We start from the raw sequence: 23145 nt of genomic DNA, 5'->3' as shown, positions 1-23145 counted from the left end.
ACAGCCTCGCAGACGTTCTATTCCCGTGAATGTAAATTACGTGCGAACTCCTGGAGACCACGGAGGGGGCGGATGCCGCAGCATCCGCCCCCTCCGGACGATCGGGATGGAGTCAGCCGACCTTGATGAGGTCGATGACGAAGATCAGCGTCTTGCCGCCGAGGAAGTGGCCACCGGCCGGACCGTAAGCGAGGTGCGGCGGGATGACGAGCTCGCGGCGACCGCCCTCCTTCATGCCCGGGATGCCGTCCTGCCAGCCCTGGATGAGGCCACGGAGCGGGAACTGGATGCTCTCACCGCGGTTCCACGACGAGTCGAACTCTTCGCCGGTCTCGTACTCGACGCCCACGTAGTGGACGGTCACGGTGTCGCCGGGCTTCGCCTCGGCGCCGGAGCCCACGACGATGTCGCGGACGACGAGGTCGGCCGGCGCCGGGCCGGCGGGTGCGTCGATCTCGGGCTTTGTGCGGTCGTCAGTCATGCGTCCATCCAATCATTGGAAGCGCGCCGGCGCCGAGCGAGTTCGCCGTCAGGAGAACCGCCGGGGTTCTCTTGACACCCGCGCAGGCGTCCCGGCATGCTGGGGGGCAGACCAACTCAGCGCTCGGTAGACACGCAGGCATCGCCGCGGCACCGAGCGCTGAGTCTTCGTATCGGGGGTTCTCCCGGCGCTGCGCGGGTCACGGCGCGAACATCGCGGCGCGGGTCGCCGCGGTCTTCGCGAGCAGGTCCCGTTCCTCAGCGGCGGCCTGCGGATCGCGCCCCGTGATCGCCCGCTGGCGTGTCGCAGCGAGGGCCGTGGCATCAGTGATGAAGGTCTTCATGAGCGGCGTGCGGTCCCCTCGCAGCGTCCGCGCCCACGCCAGGGCGGCCTTGCGCCCCGCCGAGGTCGCGAGCATGTCGACCTCCTGCGGCGTGAACCAGCCGGCGGCTGCGTACTCGCCGAGCCGGCGTCGCGTGAGTCGCGACTCCTCTCGCCGGAGCGCCACGACACCGAGGATGAACCCGATGAACAGCGGCACCTGCAACGTCAGGTAGAGGAAGAAGAAGTCCCCGAACATGGCGGACCCGTTCCAGAACGCGTGCAGCGCGATCGCGCCCGCGAGCCCGAGCAGCCCGGGCCCGATCGCCTGACCGGTCGACAGTCCGCGGCGCGCGGCAAGACCGAGCGCGAAGCCGGTGACGCTGGTGAACATGACGTGCGCGAAGGGCGACAGGATGCCGCGCAGGAAGAACGTCGTGGTCGTCTCGGTCGCGCCGCCCTCGATGAAGCTCACCGCGAAGTACTGGATGTTCTCGGTGAACGCGAAGCCGGCGCCGACCAGCGCGCCGTAGACGATGCCGTCGATCGGGCCGTCGAACGCGCGCCGAGCGGTCGCGAAGATGAGGAATACGCCGAGCCCCTTCGCGAACTCCTCGACGACCGGCGCCTGGACGACGGTCTGCAGCACCTCGCGGGCCCCGGTCGCCGGGCCGAACACCATCGACAGCAGCAGGTCGACACCGAGCGCGATGCCGACGGCGGCGATCGCACCCCACGCGATCGCCAGGATGAGCAGTCCGCGGGGCTCGGGTTCCCAGCGGTCCACGATCCGCACCGCTAACAGCACGCCCACCAGCGGCACCACCGCCAGCACCATCCCGATCAGCGACGCCGCCGGGCCGAGCGCGGTGAGGAAGTACGCCACCAGCACGATCAGCACGAGCACGAGGATGCCGATGATCCAGACCGATGCGCTGCGTCCGCGACGCGCGGCGGCGGTGGGCAGCTGCACGGGTGTGGGCGAGGACGGCGGGGGCGTAATCGCCGCGGGAGCCGCGACGCGGGGCTGTGCGAGCGCGGAGGCGAACTCCGGCGGCGTGAGCGAGGGCCGGGGACGGGAGGCACCGGGGTCGAGCGTCATGCGCACAGCCTATGGGTGCACGACGCTCACCCGTCATCCGGGCTGTGGACCGCCCACCGGCACACCCCGGCGGCTAGGTTGGGGGCATGCGCTTCGCCCATGTCGTGCCGCCGGAGTCGGGTGAGCCGAGGCTCGCACTCGTCGAGGGCGACGAGGTGGCGATCGTCGAGGAGCTGTTCGATGGAGCGCCTCGCGTGCTCGAGGAGCTCATCGCCGGCGGCGACGAGCTGCTCGCACGCGTGCGGGAATCCGCAGACCGTGGCACGCGGCATCCGCTCGACGGAATGGGCTTCGCATCCGCCGTTCTCTCGCCCCCGGTGATCCTCGCGATCGGCCTCAACTACGCGGCGCACTCCAGCGAGCTCGGGCTGAAGACGGACTCGACGCCGACCGTGTTCGTGCTCTGGCCGAACTCGCTGGCCGGGCACGACCACACCACGACCTGGCCGCGTTCGCTCAGCGAGTCCGTCGACTACGAGGCCGAGCTCGGTGTCATCATCGGCACCCCGGCGAAAGACGTGTCCCCCGAGGACGCCCTCGACCACGTCTGGGGGTACACGGTGGTCAACGACATCACCGCGCGCGACATCCAGTACTCCGAGGCGCAATGGTCGCGCTGCAAGTCCTTCGACGGCTTCACGCCGACCGGGCCGTTCGTGGTCACCGCCGACGAAGTGCCTGATCCGCAGGACCTCCATATCTGGACAGTCCTCGACGGCACGACGCTGCAGGATGCGACCACGGGCCAGATGGTGCGCCCGGTCGCCACGCTCATCTCGCATCTGTCGAGGTCGGCGACTCTGCTGCCGGGGACGCTCATCTCGACGGGCAGTCCGGGCGGCGCCGGCTACTCGCGGGATCCGCAGGTGTTCCTGCGCGACCGCTCGACCGTCACCGTGGGGATCGACGGCATCGGCGCGCTCACGACGCACTGCCGCATCCTCGGCTGAGGTCGCGCTCTGACGACGCGAAAGGCGGGCCCGCGCCGCGGACCCGCCTCCCACGTCGATGCCTGCGTCAGTTGCAGGTGATCGTGCCACCGCCCTGGAGTTCCCACACACCCGGGCCGAGTTCGGCGCAGGCAGCTGCGAGACCACCGAACACCACGGTCAGGATGATGATCGTCACGATGATGCCGACGACGATCAGCACCGCCGAGATGATGATCGCCGCGAGGGCGAAGCCGTTCTTGACCCCGGCCTTGCGGCTCTGCACGAGCGCGACGATGCCGAGGATCAGCGCGACCAGCTGGACGAAGAACGACAGGATGAACGCGACGATGCCGAGCGTCTTGCCCGGGACGGGCGCGTCGGCCGGCGCCCCGTACGCGGCGGGCGGCGCCGCGCTGTACGCCGGGGGCGCGGCGCTGTAGGCCGGCGCGCCCGCGGGGGACGCCGGCGGAGCCGCCGCGTACTCGGGCTGGGCGGCGGGCGCCGACGGTGCAGGGTAGTCCGGTGCGGGAGCGACGGGTTCCGCCGCGGGCGCAACCGGCGCGTCGGCGGGGGGCTGAGGCGCAGTGGGCTGCGACGCGGGCTGCTGCGGAGGCTCGGGTGCGGCCGGGTTCTGCGGATCGGTCATTTCTCGCCTTTCGTTCGAGTCTCCCTGACGTTATCGATCGGGAGCCGCCCGCGGCAACCGGCTCAGCGCGTGTCTGCCGGTGCCTCCGCGACGACGTCCTCGGGCGCCACCACGATCGGGATGGCGGCGGTGACGGTCTCGAGTCCCGACAGGCGGGCGGGCGAGAGCTGCTTGGCGACCTCGTCTCGCGACATGAGCCCGGCCTCGACCACCAGGTCGGCGACGCCGCGCCCGGTGAGCAGGGCGGCCTTCGCCAGCGCCGCGGCTGCCGCGTAGCCGATGAACGGCGTGAGCGCGGTGATCACGCCGACGGACGAACCCACCATGGCGCCGAGCCGCTCGCGGTTCGCGGTGATGCCGTCGACGCAGTTGACGCGCAGCGTGAACATCGCCTGACGCAGCCACGTGATGGACTGGAAGATCGAGTGCGCGATGACCGGCTCGAACGCGTTGAGCTGCAGCTGGCCGCCCTCGACCGCCATCGTGACCGTGAGGTCGGCGCCCGCGACCGAGAACGCGACCTGGTTGACGACCTCGGGGATGACGGGGTTCACCTTGCCGGGCATGATGCTGGACCCCGCCTGTCGTGCGGGAAGGTTGATCTCGCCGAACCCCGCCTGCGGGCCCGACGAGAGCAGACGCAGGTCGTTGCAGATCTTCGACAGCTTGATCGCGTTGCGCTTGAGCGACGCCGAGAATGACATGAACGAACCGGTGTCGCTCGTGGACTCGACCAGGTCGGAGGCCGTGGCGAGGTCGAGCCCCGAGATCTCGCGGAGGTGGCGCAGCACTGCGGGCGCGTACGCCGGGTGGGTCGTGATGCCGGTGCCGATCGCGGTCGCGCCCATGTTGACCTCGTACAGGAGGTAGGCGTTCTCGGTGAGGCGCTGGTGGTCGTAGCCGAGGGTCGTGGCGAACCCGTGGAACTCCTGGCCGAGGGTCATCGGCACGGCGTCCTGCAACTGGGTGCGGCCGACCTTGAGCACGTCGTGGAACTCGACGGCCTTCGCGAGGAACGCGCGGCGCAGCAGGTCGAGCTCTTCGAGCAGCGTCTTCAGGTCGAGACCGAGTCCGACCTTGATCGCGGTCGGGTAGACGTCGTTCGTCGACTGGCTGCGGTTGGTGTCGTCGATCGGCGACAGGAACTCATAGTCGCCCTTCTCGCGTCCGGCGAGCTCGAGCGCGATGTTGGTGATGACCTCGTTCGCGTTCATGTTGGTCGACGTGCCGGCGCCGCCCTGGATGACCCCCACGACGAACTGGTCGTGGAAGTCGCCGTCGATGACGAGCTGCGCGGCCCGGTCGATGAGGTCGGCCTTCGCGGGGTCGAGCACCCCGATCTCGCGGTTCGCGCGAGCCGACGCCTGCTTCACCATCGCCAGCGCCCGCACCAGGTCGGGGTAGACCGAGATCGGCCTCTTCGAGATCGGGAAGTTCTCCAGCGCGCGGGCGGTGTGGATGCCCCAATACGCGTCGGCGGGGATCTCCAGGGATCCCAGGGAGTCGGTCTCGATGCGGGTTCGCGTCATTGCGTCCAGAGCCATGTGTTGCAGTCCTCGTGGGTCGTTCACAGCGGTGTGCGGGATGATTCGAGCCTACTCGCGGCACCCGCCGGCCGGGCTGTACACGGCGTACACCTGACCACACGAACGCATACACGGTGGCGGGACGGGGTGGGGAGAACCCCATCAGCCACGCTTGCGCGAGAAGGCCTCGAGCCGCTCCTCGGGCGTGAGGCGCGACATCCGCTCCACCCACTCGGCGGAGAAGACGTCGCCGGTCGGCGCCTCGACGACGGGCACGACGGCGTGGGTGATCGTGTCGTCGTACACGTGCACCAGGTGGAAGGACTGGCCGGCGTCCATGCCATTGACCTCCACCGCGGGACGCGCGAGGTTCATCGTGTAGCACGTGGCCGCGGCCACGCTCACCGGGACGCCCGCGAACGTGCCGCTCGTCGAGTAGTGCAGGTGGCCCGCGAGGATCGCGCGCACGTCGGTGCCGGCGATCACGTCGGCGAGCCGCCCCTGGTCCCGGAGCTCGAGGATGTCGAACAGCGGCACGTGCGACGGCAGCGGCGGATGGTGCAGCGCCAAGATCGTGCCGAGCGGCGCCGGGGTCGCCAGCTCACGGCGCAGCCATTCGAGCTGCCCGTGGTCCAGATCGCCGTGATGCCAGCCGGGCACCGTCGAGTCGAGGCCGATGAGCCGCAGTCCGCCGAGATCCCACACGCCGGTCACGGGTTCCTCGGTCGGCGCCAGCCCGAGGAGATCGCGCCGCAGCGCCGGACGCTCGTCGTGATTGCCGGCGACCCAGACCACCGGGGCGCCGAGTCGTTCCGCCACCGGCTCCACTGCTGCGCGCAGCGCGGTGTAGGCCTCTGGCTCGCCGAGATCCGTCAGGTCGCCCGTGAACACGATCGCGTCGGGACGGATGCCGGTGGCCTCGGCCGCCTCGAGCGTCCGGGCGAGGTTCGCCGCGGTGTCGAAACGGCCGCCGAGCGGCGCGTTGCCGGCGAGCAGGTGCGTGTCGCTGACATGCAGCAGCGTGCGCCGCGCAGGCGGGTACTGACCGAACTGGACGGATGTGGCGGTGGCCATGGGCCTCAGCCTAGGCCGTCGTGCCGACAGCATCCCGCCCCGGCGCGGTCGCGCCGCTCAGTGGTTGAAGACGATGAGCAGCAGTCCGCCGAGCACGGCCGCGGCGCACACCGCGAAGCACGCGTAGGCGCCGACGAGCGCGAACCGCTTCTGGCCGTCGGTGAGCGGACTGCGCTTGGCCGCCTTCGCGGCGGCCTTCTCGGCGCGCCGCGCCTCCTTCTCGGAGATGACGGTGATGGCGTCGGTGAACTCCGCGGGAGCCACCACGGGGGCGCGGCCGGCGCGCACGAGCAGCCGCAGGCCGAGCGCGTAGAACGAGACGACCACGACGGCCGAGATGAACGCCGCGACGAACACCTGAACGAAGGCGAGCCAGTTGATGGTCATCGCGGACCTCCGTCCTTCGGCCGGTTCTCGGATCGCCCGGCCGCCTTGGCGGCCTTCTTCGCCGCCGCTTCCGCCGCGGCCACGCGCCGCGCCTCGTCGCGCGCGAGTGCGCGCTGGCGGCGCGTGGGCGGAGGGTTGCGCTTGACCTTGACGGCCCGACCGGAGTCTGCGACCTCGCTCATCGCGTTCGACGCGGTGACCTCGTCGCGGCGCGAGCGCATGAAGAGGAAGAGGATGATCACGACGGCGAGGACCGCGTCGATGATGACGCCCCACACCGGCAGCCACACGACGATGAGCGCCGCGACGGCGCCGACCGCACCGGCCGCGGGAAGCGTGAGGATCCAGCCGACCATGATGCGGCCGGCGGTGCGCCACCGCACCTGCGAGCCGCGACGGCCGAGGCCAGAGCCGATGACCGAGCCCGATGCGACCTGGGTGGTCGACAGCGCGAAGCCGAGGGCACTCGAAGCGAGGATCGTGGACGCCGTCGACGCCTCGGCCGCGAAGCCCTGCGCCGGCTTGACCTCGGTGAGACCCTTGCCGAGGGTGCGGATGATGCGCCAGCCGCCCATGTACGTGCCGAGCGCGATCGTGATCGCGCACGCGAACACCACCCACGTCTGCGGCTCAGGGTTCGAGGCCGACTGCAGACCCGCGGTGATGAGAAGGAGCGTGATGATGCCCATCGTCTTCTGCGCGTCGTTCGTGCCGTGAGCGAGCGCCACCAGCGACGACGTGAAGATCTGGCCGAACCGGAAGCCGTCGCGGCCGTCGGGCTTGCTGTCGTAGCGCCGCGTGAGCACGTACGCGAGTTTCGTGGCGGTGAACGCGATGACGCCGGCCGTGACGGGCGCGATGAACGCCGGCAGGATCACCTTCGACATCACGACGCCGAAGTTCACCGCGGTGGGGCCGACCCCGACGATCGTGGCGCCGATGAGCCCGCCGAACAGGGCGTGCGACGACGAAGAGGGAAGGCCGAGGAGCCACGTGAGCATGTTCCACGTGATGGCGCCGATGAGGCCGGCGAGGATGATCTCGGGGAAGATGTCGTGCGAGATCTGATCCTCGTTGATGATGCCGCCCGAGATCGTCTGGGCGACCTCCGTCGACAGGAACGCGCCGACCAGGTTCAGCACAGCGGCGAGGAGCACGGCGGTCTTGGGCTTGAGTGCGCCCGTGGCGATGGGCGTCGCCATCGCGTTCGCGGTGTCGTGGAAGCCGTTCGTGAAATCGAAGAACAGCGCCAGCGCGATCACCAGAACGATGATGAGGGTTGCGGTTTCCACCGTTCGCTTTCGGGGAGGAGGAGTGGAGAAGGGTGTGCCGACGAGATCGGCGCGACGAACGAACAGTTCACCAAGAGTTCAGGAACCGGCAACCGGCCAGGAAGAATCCTACATCGGCGACCCTGACGGTCAACTCAGCAGGCGACTAGCGTGGAACGGTGACTCTCAGCGACTCCGCAGCCTCTTCGTCCACCCCTGTCGCCGGCATCCGTCCGCCCGTCGCAGACAGCAAGATCACGGTCCGATCGCATCACGGCGACGACGTCGAAGACCGCTACGAGTGGTTCCGCGAGAAAGACGACGCGGCCGTCATCGCGCACCTGGAGGCCGAGAACGCGTACACGCAGCAGCGCACCGCGCACCTCGAGGGGCTGCGCGAGCGCATCTTCGGCGAGATCAAGGGCCGCACCCTCGAGACCGACCTGTCGGTGCCGACCCGCCGCGGCGAGTGGTGGTACTACGGCCGCACGCTCGAGGGCAAGCAGTACGGCATCCAGTGCCGCGCCCCGCTCGCGTCCGCCGACGACTGGACGCCCCCTGAGCTCTCCCCCGACGTCGAGGTCGCGGGCGAGCAGATCCTTCTCGACGGCAACGTCGAGGCCGAGGGCCACGAGTTCTTCTCGCTCGGGAGCTTCGAGGTGTCGAACGACGGCACGCTCATGCTCTACGGCGTCGACGTCGCGGGCGACGAGCGCTACACGGTGCGCGTGCGCGACCTCGTGACGGGCGAGCAGCTCCCCGACGAGATCCCCGGCACCTTCGCGGGTGCGACCTTCTCCCCCGACGGCCGCTTCATCGTCTACACGACCGTCGACGACGCGTGGCGCCCCGACACCGTCTGGCTGCACGAGCTCGGCACGGCCGTCGCCGACGACGCGAAGCTCTTCCACGAGCCCGACGAGAAGTACTGGGTGGGCGCGGGATTCACCCGCAGCGACCGCTTCCTCGTGATCGGCCTCGGCTCCTCCATCACGAGTGAGGAATGGCTGCTGGATGCCGACGACCTCCGCGGCGAGCCGCGCGTGGTGTGGCCGCGGACCGAGGGCGTCGAATACGACTCCGAGCACGCCGTCGTCGATGGCGAGGACGTCCTGTTCGTCCTCCACAACGATGGAGCCCTGGACTTCGAGCTGGTGCGGGTGGCAGCATCCGATCCGTCCGGCGACCGCTCTGTCGTGATCCCCCACCGTCCCGGCGAGCGCCTGCTCGGCGTCTCGACCTTCCGCGACTGGGGTGTCGTGGGCTACCGCCGCGGCGGCCTCGCACGCCTCGGCATGCTCGACTACGCGAGCGGCGCCGTGGACGAGATCTCGTTCGACGAGCCGCTGTACTCGGTGGGCACGGGCGGCAACCCCGAGTGGGCTCCTCCCCTGCTGCGCCTCGGCTACGGCTCGTTCGTCACGCCCGGCACCGTCTACGACCTCGACGTCGCCACGCGCGAGCTGCACCTGCGCAAGCGCCAGCCTGTGCTCGGCGGCTACGAGCCGTCCGAATACGCGCAGGAGCGCGTGTGGGCGACCGCGCAGGACGGGACGCAGATCCCGATCTCGCTCGTCTACAAGCGCTCGTTCGGCGATGCCGGCGTCGCACCCCGCCCGGTGCACCTGTACGGCTACGGCTCCTACGAGCACTCGATCGAACCCGGATTCTCGGTGCCGCGCCTGTCGGAGCTCGACCGCGGCGTCGTCTTCGCCGTCGCCCACGTGCGCGGCGGGGGCGAGATGGGCCGCCAGTGGTACGAGGACGGCAAGCTCCTCAACAAGCGCAACACCTTCACGGACTTCGTCGACAGCGCGCTGCACCTCATCGACAACGGCTACACGACGGCCTCCCAGCTCGTCGCCGAGGGCGGCTCGGCCGGGGGCCTGCTGATGGGCGCGGTCGCGAACATCGCGCCCGAGCTCTTCGCCGGCGTGCTCGCCGACGTGCCGTTCGTCGACGCTCTGACCACGATCCTCGACCCGTCGCTGCCGCTCACGGTGATCGAGTGGGACGAGTGGGGCGACCCGCTCCACAACGCCGACGTCTACGCCTATATGAAGTCGTACTCGCCCTACGAGAACGTGCGGACGGATGCCGCGTACCCCCGCATCCTCGCCGTCACGTCGCTCAACGACACCCGGGTCCTGTACGTCGAGCCTGCGAAGTGGGTCGCACGCCTGCGCGAGGTCGGCGCCGACGCCCTGCTCAAATGCGAGATGGTCGCCGGTCACGGCGGCGTCTCGGGCCGCTACAACGCCTGGCGCGAACGCGCGTTCGAGCTGGCGTGGCTCCTGGACGTGCTGGGCGTCGCCGACGTCTGAGCGGGATCCACGCATCCGCTCCCGAGATCAGGAATCTGGCCCGCACAGGACGACACGACGCGAAACGACCTGTCCCCGCCAGATCTCCTGATCTCAGTGAGACAGAGCGACGATGAACTCAGCCGAACAGCGCGGCGGCTTCTTCGTAGCGGTAGAGGGGAACGGTGTTGAGCTCGCCGAGGGCGTCGGCGAAGGGGACGCGCACGATGTCGGTGCCGCGCATCGCGACCATCTGACCCCACGCGCCGTCGACGACCGCGTCGGCGGCGTGCAGGCCGAGGCGCGTGGCGAGCACGCGGTCGAAGCCCGACGGCGAACCGCCCCGCTGGATGTGGCCCAGCACCGTGGCACGGGTCTCGATGCCCGTGATGCGCTCGATCTCGGGCGCGAGGATCTCGCTGATGCCGCCGAGGCGCGGGCGGTTGAAGGCGTCGAGGCCCTTGTCGCTGTAGGCCTCGTCCATGCCCGTGAGGGTGAAGCCCTCCGACACGACGACGAGCGGCGCGCGGCCGCGGTCGTGGGCCTTCGAGACCAGGGCGGTGATCTCGTCGATCGACATCGGCACCTCGGGGATGCAGATGGCGTGCGCGCCCGCGGCCATGCCGGCGTGAAGGGCGATCCAGCCGACGTGACGGCCCATGACCTCGGCGACCATGCACCGCTGGTGGGAATCGCCGGTGGTGCGCAGGCGGTCCATCGCGTCCGTCGCGATGTTGACGGCGGTGTCGAAGCCGAAGGAGTAGTCGGTGGCGCGAAGGTCGTTGTCGATCGTCTTCGGGACGCCGAGCACGTTGATGCCGTCGTTGGCGAGGCGGTTCGCCGCCGCGAGGGTTCCTTCGCCGCCGATCGCGATGATGCCGTCGAGGCGGTGGCCGTACATCGTCTTGGCGATGTTCTCGGCGCCGCCGCGGGGGCCCTCGTAAGGGTTCGTGCGCGAGGTGCCGAGGATCGTGCCGCCGACCTTCGACAGGCCCTTCACCTCGTGCCGGGTCAGCGGGAAGAAGTCGCCGTCGACCACACCGCGCCAGCCGTCGCGGATGCCGACGAACTCGAGGTCGTAGGTCGTCGTGCCCTTGAGCACGACGCCGCGGATGACCGCGTTGAGTCCGGGGCAGTCGCCGCCGCTCGTCAGGATGCCGATCTTCATGCTGTGTTCCTCGCAAGTCGGGGGAAGAGGGACGGCGACGCTGCCTCCCCTGACACTAGTGCCGGACGGCGCGCCCTGCCACACGCGGCTGCCGCGCCCAGGTCGGCTCAGTCCGCGACACGCTCCCAGACATCGTTCTCGCGCCGCCACCGCTGCTCGCCCGCCGGGCGTGCGGAGGTCCCACGGAACCAGAACGTCTCGTCCGGGTTCCACCCGGCGAGCACCGCCGCACGGTCACCGTCGACCTGGATCAGCCGCGTGGCGGTCGACAGGTAGCCCGCGACACTCAGATGGACTGCATCCGTCTCGGCGGCGACGGCGGCCCAGTCGGGCATGACCCAGCGGCCGTCTCGGCCCGTCACGCGGAACCAGTCGTGGCGTCGGGAGGCGGTGACATCGAGCGGATGCTGCGCACACAGCCGCGCCCAGTCCTCCGGTCCGCAGACCTCGAGCACCCGCGCCGGGTACACGTCGACGGGCGTGGCCGCGGCGGCGTCCTCGCCGAAGGAGTCCTCGACGAACCAGAGTCCCGCCGGCCCGTCGCCGGCGAGCGCGCGGGTCGTGCGTACGAGCGAAGCGGGCGGGATCGACCACCATTGTCCGCTCCATCGGGCGGTGGGGTCGGAGGGGCGCTCGGCCGCAGCACGCGCCTCATCCGCCGCCGTCGCCTCTCGCCAGGAACGCAGGGCGGCCTCGAGGTCGCCGGCGGGGCGGCCGGCGCCCTGCCACGGCACGCTCCACTGGTCCTCCCCCGCGACGCCGTCGCTCCACCACTCGGCGGCGGCCGAGCCGGCGATCAGCACCGCGATGCGGCGAAGCGCCGACTGCACGTCGTCGGTCGCGCACAGCAGGTCACGCCCGTCCGGCTCCTGCCAGTACATCGCCGCCTGCACCGACGCCGCAAGCGCTTCGCGCAGCGTCGCGGAAGTCGGCGCGGCGAGATCGATCGCATCGAGCGCCGCGGCCGCGTCCGTGGGCGAGGCGATCGGCGGTTCGTACCGCGTCCTGTCGCCGCTGGAACGGAGAACGATCGTGGTGCCGTTCGTCTCGCAGGCGCCGGCCGCCCACCACACGGTGTCGGCAGCCGCACGGCTCTGCGCTGTCTCGGCCCGGAACGCGCATGCCACCGCGTACTCCAGGCACAGGCGACGGCCGCGCGGGCCCGCCAGCAGGACGTCGGCGTCGACAGACATCCCGCCACCCTAGCGGGCCGGGAATCACCCTTGTGGAACGACCGAGGGGCAGTGCGAACCCGCACCGCCCCCGTCGAACCGCGCGTCAGGCGGCGCCGAGTGCCTGACGCAGCAGGTGCATGAGCGCCGACAGCTGCACGGAGTCGCTCGACTGCGGGTCGACGGCCTCGCCGTCGAGCGCACGGGCGGCGAGACCCTGCTTGGAGTCGATGAGCTCGGCGATCTTGGTGTCGATCGTGTGCGCGGCGATGATGCGCCACGCGGTCACGGGCTCGTCCTGGCCGATGCGGTGCACGCGGTCGATCGCCTGCGTCTGCTCGGCGGCCGTCCACGACAGCTCGGCGAGCACGACGTTCGACGACGCCTGCATGTTCACGCCGACGCCTGCCGCGGTGAGCGAGCAGACTGCGATGCCGACCTCGGGGTCGCTGTTGAACGCGTCGATCGCCTGCTGGCGGGCCGTGGTGGCCTGGTCGCCGCGCAGGGAGACCGTCTTGAGCCCTGCGGCGGCGAAGTGCGCCTCGGCGGCGTCCATGACGTCGATGTGCTTGGCGAAGAACACGACCTTGCCGACCGAGCGCTGCAGCTGCACGGCGTAGTCGGCGGCGAGCACGGCCTTGGCCTGGCCGATCTTGCGCACCATCGTGAAGACGTTCTCGGACCCCGTGCCGGCGGCCTTCGATTCCTCCAGCTCGTTGTGCGCGACGAGGCGGATGATGTCCTCGTCGATGTGGCCGGGGCCGTACCCGCGGTCGCCGCGCGCATCGATGATGCGGCGGTACTTCGCGGCGAGCCGCTCGCCGAGCTCGCGCTCGGCCTGCCGGATCGACCGGCCGAACTCGTCGTCGAGCTCCACGGGAAGGTCGGCGATGAGCTTGTCGGGCAGGTCGGCCGCGACATCCTTCTTCTTGCGCCGCACGATGCCCATCGAGATCACCGCATCGCGCGCCTCGGGGTAGAACGACTTGTCGGCGGGCGTGAGCCCGGTCTCGTCGAGCTTCTCCATGAGCACCGGGCCGGGCTTCTCGCCGGTGGTCCAGCCGAGGAAGCGCCAGATCGCGTCGAAGTCCTCGACGTCGTTGATCAGCGGCGTGCCGGTGAGGGCGAGCAGCAAAGGGTTGGGCACCTGCTCGCGGATGCGCGTCGCGAGCGCCAGCACGTTCTGCGAACGCTGGGACGTGAGGTTCTTGATGAAGTGCGCCTCGTCGACGACCATGCCCTTGAGGCCGATCGAGCTGAGCCACGACAGGTGACGGTCGAGGATCTCGTAGTTGACGATGAAGACGTCGGCGAACGCGTCGATGTTCTCGCCGTCGCCGTGGATGACGGTCGCACGACGCTGGGGCGTCCAGCGCTCGACCTCGCGCGCCCAGTTCATCTTGACGACGTTCGGCACGACCGCGAGGAGCGGATACGCGTTCGCGACGGATGCTGCGAGCACCGACTCCGCCGTTTTGCCGAGGCCCGGCTCGTCGGCGAGGAGGAACGTGCGGTGCCCGGCGCGCACCGACTCGAGGAAGCGCGACTGGTGCGGCATGACCTCGAGGCCCTTGGGCGACAGGCGGTCGAACTCCGGAACAGGCGGGAGCTCCATCGAGGCGGTCGCGCCGCCGGCACCGGTCTCGAACGCCTTGTACAGCGGGCCCATGAGCTCCCAGCTGTCGAGACGCCGGCGAGGCGTCTGCTTCGGGGCGCGGATCGTGAGGTCGGGGGCGAGGAACGGGTTGGAGTCGCGACGGGCCTCGACCTGCGGCGGCACCACCTGGCGCTCAGCGAGGGCGGCGGGCACGACGGGCGCGACCACCGGGGCGACGTCCGTGATGATGAGCTCGTCGGGCGCGAGCTCGGCACCCGACTCGAGCAGCCAGTCGCGGCGCATCCGGCGTGCGACGGGCGACGTGGCCTGGTCGACCTCGAGAAGCTGGATGAGCGACGTGTCGCGCGCGGCCGTCTTGGCGAGAATGGTCGCGACGCCGTCGAGGCGCTTCAGCAGCTCAGCGCGCGAAGCATCCGTCAGCTCGGTGTCGCCCTTCACCCGCGCGCGCTCCTCGCGCACCAGGAATGCGATGACCTGGAACTTGACGCGGTTGGTCGGCCCGAGCTTGCCGCGCTGGGCCTTCGCCTCGACCTCGCGCACCTTGCGGGCGAGGATCGGGATGATGGGGGCTTCGTCGTCGCGGCGCGCGGACGAGGACTTGCGGCGACGCTGCGCCGTCTGGGCGGGTGCCGTGGTCGGCATGCTCCTCCTGAGCGTGAATGCCGGATAGGGGGTCCGGCGGGGATCGGATGACACCGATGGTTCTGCGTGCTCCCGCGGGCGGCGCGAACGCCGTCGCGAACGCGGGACCAGGGATTCGCCGCCGACGGTCGCGGGCACTCGCTTCTGCGAGCTGCGACATCGTCAACGGTTCCCCGCCCACCATTCTAGGGGAACAGGCTCCGGAACGGGGGACGCGGGCGCGAGAGAAGCGGAGATTCAGCCCCAGACGGTCGCGACGATGTCTTCGGTGTACCCCTCGGGGGCGAAGTTGATCCACGCCGTCGTCACCAGTCCGCCGCCGCCGACGTAGTGGGTCTCGCCGCGGGTGTACTCCTTGTCGTCGAGCGTCACGCCCTTCTGCTCGATGCGGCAGACGGTGCCGTCGCCGAGCGCCTCGCAGCCGAAGCCCGCCGCGGGCAGCGCCGCAAGCACCGCCGTCTCCTGATCGACGTCGACCGCGGTCACGTTGGTCGCGAGCCCGAACTCGCTCGGCTGCCCCCATGAGCAGCGCAGCGTCGGCGCTCCGCCGTGGATGATCTCGAGCAGGTCTGCGTTCTCCGTCGACAGCATGGTCACGCCCGGGTCGTTGAGGGGAGGGTTCGCCGACTCCAGCTGCGCCAGCATCGCGGCGGAGTAGATCTCCTCGCACGCGCCCGGCACCTCGAAGTCGGCCTGGGGCTTCTCAGTCTCGACCGGAGTCGCCGACGGACCCGGCGTCTGGTCCTTCATCGTGATGGAGGGGCTGCTCGATGGCGTCGCCTCGGACTCGGGCCGGCATCCGGTCACGACCCCGGCCAGGGCCGTGAGCGCGACGCACCCGATCACGATCCGTGTCAGCCGGCTCTGCACGACCATCCCCACGCCACCTCTCGCGCGCCGCGGAAGACGGGAGGCGGCGCGCCCTTCGACCCTAACGAGGCGGAAGGACGGATGCCGCGGGCCACGCCGCGCGCACGAGCACAGGCGTCACGGTCCGGCGTAGGCGCTCTGCCACTCCGACAGGGTGTGAGGGTCGTCGGTGACGATGCCGTCGACGCCGAGGGCCGTGACCTCGTCCCACTGGGAGTCGTCATTGAGCGTGTACACGACCACGCGCGCACCGGCGGCGTGCAGCTCATCGACGATGCCCGGCCGTGCGAGCACCGCCTTGCGGTTCACGACGACGCCCCGCGCTCCGGCCTCGGCGACCGCACTCACGACGTCCGACGGGACCTGCTTCAGAATGAGCAGCCGCGACAGCACGTCCGACCCGGCCGCGGCGAGCGCGAGCGTCCGCGCATCGAAGCTAGCGAAGACGATGCGACGTTCGAGGCCGCGCGCGGCGACCTCGGCGACCGCCGTGTCGACGGCCGTGGCATCCCATTCGCCCTTCAGCTCCACGATCGCGCGCCCGTCGGCGGCGACGAGCGCGTCGAGGAACTCCACGAAGGTGGGGACAGGCGTGCCGGCGTAGCTGCGGTCGAACCAGGCGCCGGCGTCGAGGGCCTTCACATCGGCCAGCGTGAGGGTGGCGAGCCGCCCGTGCCCGTCGGTGGTGCGGTCCACGGTCTTGTCGTGCATGAGCACCGGCTGCCGGTCGGCGGTGAGCGCGACATCGACCTCGACGTAGTCGAACCCGGCCGCCAGCGCGGCGGTGATGGCCGGCAGGGTGTTCTCGGGCGCGGTCGCCGCTCCCCCGCGATGACTGGCGATGAACGCGGCCTCCCCGGGCGTCCGCTCGTCACCCATCAGCTCGCGTGAACTCACGCGCGCAGGAGTGGCACCGAGGACGGCGATCACCAGACTCGCGATCGCGAGGACGCACATGACGGACAGAGCATGGATCCGGTCGCGTGAGCGATCGGATGCCGCGGAGTAGGGCATCGGGCATGTCCTCCGGGGGTCGTACCCACGTCATCGTCGACGTGGTGCGGACCACTCTACATGCGCCGTTACTTATTCGTTACTTTGTTTTGGCTTGGCTTTCGCGCACCATGCGGACGGCGTCCCAGAGCGCCTCGGCGACGTCGTCCTTGCTCCCCCGCCGCGCACCGATGACCTCGCCGTCGGCTCCGATGATCGTGACCGCGTTGTCCGCGGCCTCGAATCCCTTCGACCAGCCGACCTCGTTCACCGCGAGCAGATCAGCTCCCTTGCGCGCCGCCTTGCGGCGCCCTCTGTCGAGCAGCGTCTCGCCGTCACCCGGCATCTCGGCCGCGAATCCGACGATGGTCTGCCCCTCGCGCCGACGCCGGACGAGCCCCGCGAGGATGTCGTCGTTCTCGATCAGGTCGAGCGTGATCCCCCCGACCGGCGCGGACTCCTTCGCGCGCTTGAGCGGCGACACCTCGGCCACGCGGTAGTCGGCGACGGCGGCGGCCATCACGATGACGTCGGCCGCACCCGCCTCCGCGGTGACGGCCTCACCGAGCTCCGCCGCGGTGCCCGCGCGCACCACCCTCAGCCCCGGACGAGCGGATGCCGCGGCCAGCACCCCGTCGTCGACATGGGCGGCGACGAGCACGACGTCGGCTCCACGCTCCGCCGCCGACAGCGCGACGGCGACACCTTGCCGCCCGCTGGAGCGGTTGCCGATGTAGCGGACGGGATCGATCGGCTCGCGCGTCCCGCCCGCGCTCACGACGACCCGCAGTCCGTGCAGGTCACCGGCGCCGCCTGCGGTCGCGGCCAGAGCGGCTTCGAAGATGACCTCGGGCTCCGACATCCGCCCCGGTCCGCTGTCGCCGCCGGTGAGCTCGCCGTCCTCCGGGCCGACCACGATGACGCCACGCTCGCCCAGGACCGCCATGTTGTGGACCGTCGAGGGGTGGCGCCACATCTCGGTGTGCATCGCCGGGGCCACGACGACGGGTGCCGTGGTGGCGAGTAGGGTCGTTCCGAGGAGGTCGTCCGCGAGTCCCGCGGTCATCTTCGCCAGCGTGTTCGCCGTCGCGGGCGCCACGATCACGAGGTCGGCCGCCTGGCCGAGCGCGACGTGACGAACGCGTGCGACGTCGTCGTGGACGGAGGTCGTCACGGGATGGCGGCTGATCGCCTCCCAGGTCGGCATCCCCACGAAGCGCAGCGCGTCCTCCGTGGGAACGACGTGGACCTCATGCCCGTCCTTGACGAGCAGGCGCACGAGCTGAACCGTCTTGTAGGCGGCGATGCCACCGGTGACCCCGACCACGACGAACACCTTCCGATCTTGGCACGACTGCCCGAGCACCCGGCCCACCGGCCGCAAGACCCACCCGAGGAGTGCCGCGATGTGCACCGTCGTGATCCGCGTACCCGAGTCGCCGGACGAGCCCACGCGCGTGCTCGCGATCCGCGACGAGGATCCCGAACGGCCGTGGAACCCGCTCGGCCGCTGGTGGCCCGAGGCGCACGACGGCGTCGTCGGCGTGCGCGATGTGCGCGCGGGCGGCGCGTGGCTCGCGGCCGATCCGGCTGCCGGCCGCCTCGGGGTGCTCCTCAACCGCGCCGACGAGTCGACGCGCCCCGAGTCCGAGCTCGTCTCGCGTGGCGGCATCGTGCTCGACGCGGTGGCCGGCCGCTCCCCCGCGGGCGAGCCCGCGACGCACGGCTTCAACCTCGTGGAGGTCGAGGGCTCCCACGCCCGCGTGCTCACGTGGGACGGCGTCGCCCTCCGCACGACGGAACTGGCGCCCGGCACGCACATGATCGCCCACGACGACGTCGACGACAGCGGTACACCCCGCATCGCCCGGTGGCTGGGCGAGTTCCAGTCGACCGAGCCTGCCACGGACGGACGATGGTGGATGCCGTGGGTCGAGGTGCTCGAGCGCTCGGCCGAGCTCGCGCCCACCGACGACGGCGCGATCATCCGCGACAACCGCCCGCTCGGGTACCCGACCCTGTCGCTCCTGGCATGCGTCGCCTCGGTGTCGCAGGGCGACGTCGACGTGCACTACGGCGAGCTCCGCGAGCCCGGCCGGTGGGGCGGCCTCGAGCTCCGCTGAACCCGAGGCCCGCCCCGGTCGGGTCAGACCAGGCTTTTCGGGTGCCAGACGGTCTTGGTCTCGGTGAACGCCGTGATCCTGGCCAGGCTCGGGGCCGCAGCATCCGTACCGTTCTCGGGAGGGAGCACACGAGTGAGCGTCTCGGCCGCGGCGATCTGCAGGTCGATCCAGTCGAGCTCGCCCGCGCCGACGAGATCGAGCGCGTGCACGTCGGGGTGCGACGCCAGCCACGGCGCGATCTCGGCGGGTGAGCCGGTCAGAACGTTCACGACCCCCCCGGGCACGTCGCTGGTGGCGAGCACCTCGGCGAGGGAGATCGCCGACAGCGGGTAGCGCTGCGAGGCGATGACCACGACGGAGTTGCCCGTCACGAGCGCGGGCGCGATCGCCGAGACGAGGCCGACGAGAGCGGTGTCCTGCGGGGCGATGACCCCCACGACCCCGGTCGGCTCGGGCACCGAGATGTTGAAGTACGGACCGGCGACGGGGTTGCCGTTTCCGGCGACCTGGCCGAACTTGTCGCACCAGCCGGCGTACCAGACCCAGCGATCGATCGACTCGTCGACCTCGGCGCCGGCGACGGCGGCCGAGACGCCGGTCTGCTGCACGATCTCGTCCACGAACTGGGCACGGCGGCCCTCGAGGATCTCGGCCACGCGGTAGAGCACCTGACCGCGGTTGTAGGCGGTGGCACCCGACCAGCCCTTCACGGCGCCGCGCGCCGAGACGACGGCATCCCGTGCGTCTTTGCGGGAGGCCAGCGCGGCGTTCGCAAGGAAGTCGCCCTTCGGCGTCGCCACCTCGTACGTGCGGCCCGATTCGCTGCGCGGGAAGGCGCCGCCGATGTAGAGCTTGTACGTCTTGGGAACGGTCAGTCGCTTGCTCATGCCGAGACCTCCTTCTTCGAACGGCCGGCTTCGACGCGCCGCGCGGCATCGCCCGCCGAGGCTCCCTTGAGGTACGCGGCCAGGCCGTGACGGCCACCCTCGCGGCCGTAGCCGGACTCCTTGTAACCGCCGAACGGCGACGACGGGTCGAACCGGTTGAACGTGTTCGCCCACACGACGCCCGCGCGCAGCTTGTCGGCGACGGCAAGGATGCGCGAGCCCTTCTCGGTCCACACACCCGCTGACAGGCCGTAGGGGGTGTTGTTCGCCTTCGCGATCGCCTCGTCGGGCGTGCGGAAGGTGAGGACCGACAGCACGGGACCGAAGATCTCGTCACGTGCGATGCGGTGGCTCGACTGGACGTTCGTGAAGATGGTCGGCGCGAACCAGAACCCCTTGTCGGGGATCACGCAGTCGGCCGTCCAGCGCTCGGCGCCCTCCTCGTCGCCGATGCGCGACAGCTCGCGCACCCGGTTGAGCTGCTCGAGCGAGTTGATCGCGCCGATGTCGGTGTTCTTGTCGAGCGGGTCGCCGAGACGCAGCGTCGACAGGCGCGCCTTGAGCCGGTCGACGACCTCGTCGTGGATCGATTCCTGCACCACGAGGCGGCTCCCCGCGCAGCACACCTGACCCTGGTTGAAGAAGATCCCCGTCACGATGCCGTCGATGGCCTGCTCGATCGGGGCGTCCTCGAAGATGATGTTCGCCGCCTTGCCGCCGAGCTCGAGCGTCACCTTCTTGTCGGTGCCGGCGACCGCCTTCGCGATCTCCCGGCCGACGGCGGTGGAGCCGGTGAACGCCACCTTGTCGACGTCGGGATGCCGCACCAGCGCCGCCCCCGTCGCGCCGGCCCCCGTCACGATGTTGACCACGCCCGGCGGAAGGTCGGCCTGCTGCAGGATCTCGGCGAACAGGAGCGCGGTGAGCGGCGTCGTCTCGGCGGGCTTGAGCACGACCGTGTTGCCGGCCGCGAGCGCCGGCGCGATCTTCCACGCGAGCATGAGGAGCGGGAAGTTCCAGGGGATCACCTGGCCCGCGACGCCGAGGGGCTTCGGGTCGGACCCCAGCCCCGCGTAGTCGAGCTTGTCGGCCCAGCCCGCGTAGTAGAAGAACCACGCGGCCACCAGCGGCACGTCGACGTCGCGGCTCTCCTTGATGGGCTTGCCGTTGTCGAGGCTCTCGGCGACGGCGAGCTCGCGGGCGCGCTCCTGCACGAGGCGGGCGATGCGGAACAGATACTTGCCGCGGTCGCGGCCGCTCATCTTCGACCACGTCTTGTCGTAGGCGCGGCGCGCGGCGGCGACGGCGTCGTCGACATCCGCCTCGCTCGCCGAGGCGATGGTCGCGATGCGCGTCTCGTCGGCCGGCGAGATCGTCACGAACGACTCGCCCGTGCCGGGACGGAAGTCGCCGTCGATGAACAGCCCGTACTCGTCGCGCAGATTCAGGATGGCGCGGGACTCGGGCGCCGGTGCGTACTCGAGGAAACTCATGAGTGCATCTCTTTCGGTTGCTGAGCCTGTCGAAGCATCAGTCGATGGTCACGTAGTCGGCGCCGGAATAGTGCCCCGTCTTGAGCTTCTGCCGCTGCAGGAGCACGTCGTTGAGGAGACTGGATGCCCCGTACCGGAACAGGTGCGGCTGCAGCCACTCCTCGCCCGCGATCTCGGCGACGGTGACGAGATACTTGATGGCGTCCTTCGAGGTGCGGATGCCGCCGGCCGGCTTCACGCCGACCTTCTCGCCGGTGGCACGGTGCCAGTCGCGCACGACCTCGAGCATGAGGAGCGTGACCGGCAGCGTCGCGGCCGGCTGCACCTTGCCCGTCGACGTCTTGATGAAGTCGCCGCCGGCGAGGATCGCCAGCCACGACGCGCGCTTGATGTTGTCGTAGGTGCTGAGCTCACCGGTCTCGAGGATCACCTTGAGCGACGCGTAGGTGCCGTCGGCACGGCGGCACGCCTGCTTCACGCGGGCGATCTGGTCGAACACGAGACCGTAGCGACCGGCGAGGAATGCCCCGCGGTCGATGACCATGTCGATCTCGTCGGCGCCGTGCGCGACGGCTTCCGCGGTGTCGGCGAGCTTGATCTCGAGCGACGCGCGGCCGCTCGGGAATGCCGTGGCGACGGCGGCCACACTCACTCCCCCGTCGTCGGGGTCTCCGTGCGCGGCGCCCAGCGCCTCGACGGCGTAGGGCACCATGTCGCCGTAGACGCACACGGCGGCCACGCGCGGACAGGTCGGGTCGGAGGCATCCGGGTTCAGCGCCTTCGCGACGAGCGAGCGCACCTTGCCGGGCGTGTCGGCGCCTTCGAGCGTGGTGAGGTCGATGAGCTCGATGATCTTGTCGAGCGCCCACGACTTCGATGTCGTCTTGATGGAGCGGGTGCCGAGGTCCGCGGCGCGCTGCTCGAGCCCGACAGCGTCGACGCCCGGGAGCCCATGGAGGTAGCGCCGCAGCGTGGTGTCGTCGGGCTGCCCGCCGAGCAGCTCGACGGCCCGCTCGGGCAGCGTCACGATGGAGGTGCCTGACATGTCATGACCTGACTTTCGTTCTGGGTTTCGGGACGTGGGGCGCCGGCTCCGTGAGTCACTCATCGAGGAGGTGGCGCGCGGTCGATTCGTCGGTGATGAGGACGGTGCACAGGCGCGAGGCGACGACAGCGGCCGCGATCGCTCGTTTGGACGAGCCGGTGATCGCGGCGATCGCGATGTCTGCGCGACGCAGATCGTCGAGCGAGAGACCGACCGTGCGGGCATCGAGATCGGCGTCGACGATGCGCCCGTCGGCGTCGATGTAGCGCCCGACGACGTCGCCGACGGCGCCCGCCGCGACGAGTCGGTCGATGTCGGCGGTCGTCAGATAGCCGCTGTCGACGTGGACGGAGCCATGGTCGGCGGCGCCCGCGCTGAACAGGTACGCGTTCGCGGACCGTGCCGCGTCGCGCACTCGGGCGACGACGCGGTCGGCCTCTATGGCCTCCTTCGTCGCCCGCTGCTCGAGGATCGCAGGACTCGGAAGCAGCGCCGCCGTGCCCCCGCCCTTCTGAGCGATGCTGACTGCGGTCGCCGCCGCGGTGCCGGGACGCTGACTCATGCTGACGCCGCCGTTGATCTGCACGACATCGGTGGCTCGCGACCAGCCGTCGCGCAGGTGGTGCGCGATGTCGGAGAGGGTGCGTCCCCAGCTGACGCCGAGCACGCCCGGGCTCGGGCGGAGGCCTGCGAGGTAGTCGGCGGCCGCCTGGGCGACCCGCTGCTGGAGCTCGTCCTCGCTGCGGACGCCCGCGCGCGAGACCACGACGGCGTCGGCCAGGCCGCGCTCGTCGCGAAGACGTCGCTCGAGCTGCGGACGGCGCGCGCGGGAGTGGAGGATCTCGATGCGGACGAAGCCCTCCTCCTTCGCCTGGGTGAGCAGGCGCCCGACCTTCCAGCGGGTGATCTGGAGATTGCGGCCGATCTCCTCCTGAGTGAGGTTCTCCTCGTAGTAGAGCTCGGCTGCGCGGATCGAGAGAAGCTCGTCGACGGCGTCCACGATCCTCCCTTCGTCGTCTCCCCCAGGCTGACACAGACCGGGCGCACGCGCCAACATCTGAACAGACTTTGCTCACATGAGCACGACGGCT

Annotated in this window: 20 protein-coding genes; 3 read left to right on the top strand and 17 right to left on the bottom strand. The window is 70.5% G+C overall.

The genetic code is table 11. The annotated features are described in order from the left end of the window. Nucleotides 1-112: 112 nt before the first annotated feature. Together J2Y46_RS10775 and J2Y46_RS10770 are read right to left on the bottom strand one after the other, a co-directional pair. Nucleotides 113-481, bottom strand: a complete 369-nt coding sequence (locus J2Y46_RS10775) for an FKBP-type peptidyl-prolyl cis-trans isomerase (RefSeq protein ID WP_045297338.1) — start codon at nt 479-481, stop codon at nt 113-115. Between the two features lie 199 nt (nt 482-680). Then, nucleotides 681-1904: a PrsW family intramembrane metalloprotease gene (locus J2Y46_RS10770; RefSeq protein WP_310242193.1), complete on the bottom strand. Its 1224-nt coding sequence runs from the start codon at nt 1902-1904 to the stop codon at nt 681-683. Nucleotides 1905-1990: 86 nt separating this feature from the next. Between J2Y46_RS10770 and J2Y46_RS10765 the strand changes: the two genes are divergently transcribed. Continuing rightward, nucleotides 1991-2854, top strand: a complete 864-nt coding sequence (locus J2Y46_RS10765; RefSeq protein WP_310242191.1) for a fumarylacetoacetate hydrolase family protein — start codon at nt 1991-1993, stop codon at nt 2852-2854. A gap of 67 nt (nt 2855-2921) precedes the next feature. Here J2Y46_RS10765 and J2Y46_RS10760 read toward each other — a convergent pair whose 3' ends face one another. The 5 genes from J2Y46_RS10760 to J2Y46_RS10740 all read right to left on the bottom strand — a co-directional run bounded on the left by J2Y46_RS10760 (nt 2922) and on the right by J2Y46_RS10740 (nt 7761). Next, nucleotides 2922-3482 carry a hypothetical protein gene (locus J2Y46_RS10760; protein ID WP_052676695.1) on the bottom strand — a complete coding sequence of 187 codons (561 nt, stop codon included), beginning with the start codon at nt 3480-3482 and terminating at the stop codon, nt 2922-2924. A 62-nt stretch (nt 3483-3544) separates the two neighbouring features. Next, nucleotides 3545-5026, bottom strand: coding sequence for an aspartate ammonia-lyase (locus J2Y46_RS10755; RefSeq protein ID WP_045297343.1), 1482 nt, complete (start codon nt 5024-5026; stop codon nt 3545-3547). A 144-nt stretch (nt 5027-5170) separates the two neighbouring features. Further along, nucleotides 5171-6082 carry a phosphodiesterase gene (locus J2Y46_RS10750; protein ID WP_310242188.1) on the bottom strand — a complete coding sequence of 304 codons (912 nt, stop codon included), beginning with the start codon at nt 6080-6082 and terminating at the stop codon, nt 5171-5173. Between the two features lie 57 nt (nt 6083-6139). Then, the gene (locus J2Y46_RS10745) at nt 6140-6469 is read right to left on the bottom strand and encodes a hypothetical protein (protein WP_045297347.1); all 330 of its coding nucleotides are present in this window, start codon (nt 6467-6469) and stop codon (nt 6140-6142) included. After that, nucleotides 6466-7761, bottom strand: coding sequence for an anion permease (locus tag J2Y46_RS10740; protein WP_310242185.1), 1296 nt, complete (start codon nt 7759-7761; stop codon nt 6466-6468). Before J2Y46_RS10740 ends, J2Y46_RS10745 begins: the two co-directional genes overlap by 4 nt. Before the next feature lie 158 nt (nt 7762-7919). Here J2Y46_RS10740 and J2Y46_RS10735 point away from each other — a divergent pair, with 158 nt between their 5' ends. Then, nucleotides 7920-10064 (top strand): S9 family peptidase, encoded by a 2145-nt coding sequence (locus tag J2Y46_RS10735; RefSeq protein WP_310242183.1) that lies wholly within the window; start codon nt 7920-7922, stop codon nt 10062-10064. A 118-nt stretch (nt 10065-10182) separates the two neighbouring features. Here J2Y46_RS10735 and J2Y46_RS10730 read toward each other — a convergent pair whose 3' ends face one another. The 6 genes from J2Y46_RS10730 to coaBC form a co-directional block, all read right to left on the bottom strand. Beyond that, nucleotides 10183-11211 (bottom strand): ATP-dependent 6-phosphofructokinase, encoded by a 1029-nt coding sequence (locus J2Y46_RS10730; protein WP_045297351.1) that lies wholly within the window; start codon nt 11209-11211, stop codon nt 10183-10185. 107 nt (nt 11212-11318) lie between these two features. Then, a complete protein-coding gene (locus tag J2Y46_RS10725) occupies nt 11319-12404 on the bottom strand; it encodes a hypothetical protein (protein WP_310242181.1) in 1086 nt (361 codons plus the stop codon). Between the two features lie 85 nt (nt 12405-12489). Beyond that, complete coding sequence (locus tag J2Y46_RS10720) at nt 12490-14643, bottom strand: DEAD/DEAH box helicase (RefSeq protein WP_045297353.1); 2154 nt, start codon at nt 14641-14643, stop codon at nt 12490-12492. Between the two features lie 237 nt (nt 14644-14880). Further along, a complete protein-coding gene (locus tag J2Y46_RS10715) occupies nt 14881-15519 on the bottom strand; it encodes a hypothetical protein (protein ID WP_045297354.1) in 639 nt (212 codons plus the stop codon). 111 nt (nt 15520-15630) lie between these two features. After that, nucleotides 15631-16470 carry a glycerophosphodiester phosphodiesterase family protein gene (locus tag J2Y46_RS10710; protein ID WP_310242176.1) on the bottom strand — a complete coding sequence of 280 codons (840 nt, stop codon included), beginning with the start codon at nt 16468-16470 and terminating at the stop codon, nt 15631-15633. A gap of 136 nt (nt 16471-16606) precedes the next feature. Further along, nucleotides 16607-17842, bottom strand: a complete 1236-nt coding sequence (coaBC, locus tag J2Y46_RS10705; RefSeq protein ID WP_310242174.1) for a bifunctional phosphopantothenoylcysteine decarboxylase/phosphopantothenate--cysteine ligase CoaBC — start codon at nt 17840-17842, stop codon at nt 16607-16609. A 70-nt stretch (nt 17843-17912) separates the two neighbouring features. Here coaBC and J2Y46_RS10700 point away from each other — a divergent pair, with 70 nt between their 5' ends. Continuing rightward, nucleotides 17913-18629, top strand: a complete 717-nt coding sequence (locus tag J2Y46_RS10700; protein WP_310242172.1) for an NRDE family protein — start codon at nt 17913-17915, stop codon at nt 18627-18629. Between the two features lie 23 nt (nt 18630-18652). Here J2Y46_RS10700 and J2Y46_RS10695 read toward each other — a convergent pair whose 3' ends face one another. The 4 genes from J2Y46_RS10695 to J2Y46_RS10680 are packed head-to-tail and all read right to left on the bottom strand — an operon-like array spanning nt 18653 to nt 23054. Next, nucleotides 18653-19516, bottom strand: coding sequence for an aldehyde dehydrogenase family protein (locus J2Y46_RS10695; protein ID WP_310242170.1), 864 nt, complete (start codon nt 19514-19516; stop codon nt 18653-18655). Then, nucleotides 19513-21009, bottom strand: a complete 1497-nt coding sequence (locus tag J2Y46_RS10690) for an aldehyde dehydrogenase family protein (RefSeq protein ID WP_310242169.1) — start codon at nt 21007-21009, stop codon at nt 19513-19515. The genes J2Y46_RS10695 and J2Y46_RS10690 overlap by 4 nt, the downstream gene beginning before the upstream one ends. Before the next feature lie 37 nt (nt 21010-21046). Further along, on the bottom strand, nt 21047-22054 hold the full coding sequence (gene deoC, locus J2Y46_RS10685; protein ID WP_310242168.1) for a deoxyribose-phosphate aldolase: 1008 nt from the start codon (nt 22052-22054) through the stop codon (nt 21047-21049). Nucleotides 22055-22109: 55 nt separating this feature from the next. Next, complete coding sequence (locus J2Y46_RS10680) at nt 22110-23054, bottom strand: sugar-binding transcriptional regulator (protein WP_045297363.1); 945 nt, start codon at nt 23052-23054, stop codon at nt 22110-22112. Nucleotides 23055-23145 lie beyond the last annotated feature (91 nt).

This window comes from Microbacterium sp. BE35 (assembly GCF_031457705.1).
GTDB lineage: Bacteria > Actinomycetota > Actinomycetes > Actinomycetales > Microbacteriaceae > Microbacterium > Microbacterium trichothecenolyticum.
The sequence above is the reverse complement of the archived record's forward strand: the minus strand, read 5'-3'. Positions and strand labels throughout refer to the sequence as shown.